The sequence below is a fragment of the Mesorhizobium sp. P3_A9 genome (genome assembly GCF_056402975.1).
This window is the reverse complement of record NZ_JBFUGJ010000695.1, coordinates 1-1,222: the sequence shown is the minus strand read 5'-3', so window position 1 is coordinate 1,222 and position 1,222 is coordinate 1. Positions and strand designations below refer to the sequence as shown.

The window sequence follows — 1,222 nt, the reverse complement described above, 5'->3', positions numbered from 1 at the left end:
CATCTATGTCGGTGCTGGACCATCGGGCTTTGGGGACTATCCAAACACCTCGACTTACTCCACCACCAGCGCTTCGAATGCTTCCATCACGCTCGCGGCCAGCGCTGCGGATGTTCTGACCGGTTCGGGCAACCAGATCTCTCTCGCCAATGGCGACACGCTGACAGCTTCAAGCAATACGATCTCCATTGCCGCTGGTGCCAGCGTAACGCTCACTGGCAGCAGCGACACGATCAATGCCAGCAGCGGTTCGGTCATCAACTTCGGGGCTGGTTCAACCGACACTTTGTCGACCACAGGCCTCACGCTCAATTTGACCAATGGCGATGTGATCACCGCGAGCTCAGAAACGGTCGGTGTTGCTGCCTCCGCCACAGCGACGGTGACGGGGTCTGGCAACACCATCACCCTTGCGACCGGCGCCAAGCTGACGGCCTCAGGCGACACGATCACGGTTGCGGCGAGCGCGACGGCGACGGTGACCGGCAGCGGCGACACGATCAACGCGGGTAGCGGCGACACGCTGACGGCCTCCAACGACACGATCACCTACGCTTCGAGCGCCACAGGAACGCTGTCGGGCACCGGAAACACCCTCCATGTGACGACCAGCGACACGATCACACCCGGTGCGAACGCGACCGACACTATCTCCGGCAGCGGCGCGACGATCGCGGCGGTATCGACGGACATCCTGACCTTCGCGGCCAGCGCCACCGATACGATCACGGGTACGGGCGTTTCGATCACCGAGAACACCGGCGACAGCCTCACAGCAACCAGCGACACGATCACACTGGCGACGAATGCGGTGGCGACGATCTCGGGCAATGGCAATACCGTCAAAGTAGCGTCGGGGAATACGGCGACATTTGGGGCGAGCGCCACCGACACGGTGTCGGGGAGCGGGGCAACCATCGCGGTGGTTTCGACGGACACGATCACGTTTGGCRCGAGCTTGACCGACACGATCACTGGAACGGGCGCCTTGATCAATGAGGCGACTGGYGACGTSCTGACGGCRTCATCCGAGCGGATCGCCYTGGCGGCGAGCGTGACCGCGACRGTGACGGGCAGCGGCAACACCATCACCGAGGCKACCGGCGACGTGCTGACGGCCTCRWSYGACACGATCACGGTTGCMGCGAGCGCRACGGCGACGGTCACGGGCAGYGGCGACACGATCAACGCGGGCAGCGGCGATACGCTKACGGCTTCGAAC

Annotated in this window: 2 protein-coding genes; both read right to left on the bottom strand. The window is 63.8% G+C overall.

Translation table 11 applies throughout. The annotated features are described in order from the left end of the window. Positions 1-54: 54 nt before the first annotated feature. Complete coding sequence (locus tag AC1DX0_RS36075) at positions 55-549, bottom strand: hypothetical protein (protein ID WP_477359303.1); 495 nt, start codon at positions 547-549, stop codon at positions 55-57. Next, positions 550-1,222: hypothetical protein (locus AC1DX0_RS36070; protein ID WP_477359300.1), on the bottom strand; the 673-nt coding region annotated here is incomplete at its 5' end.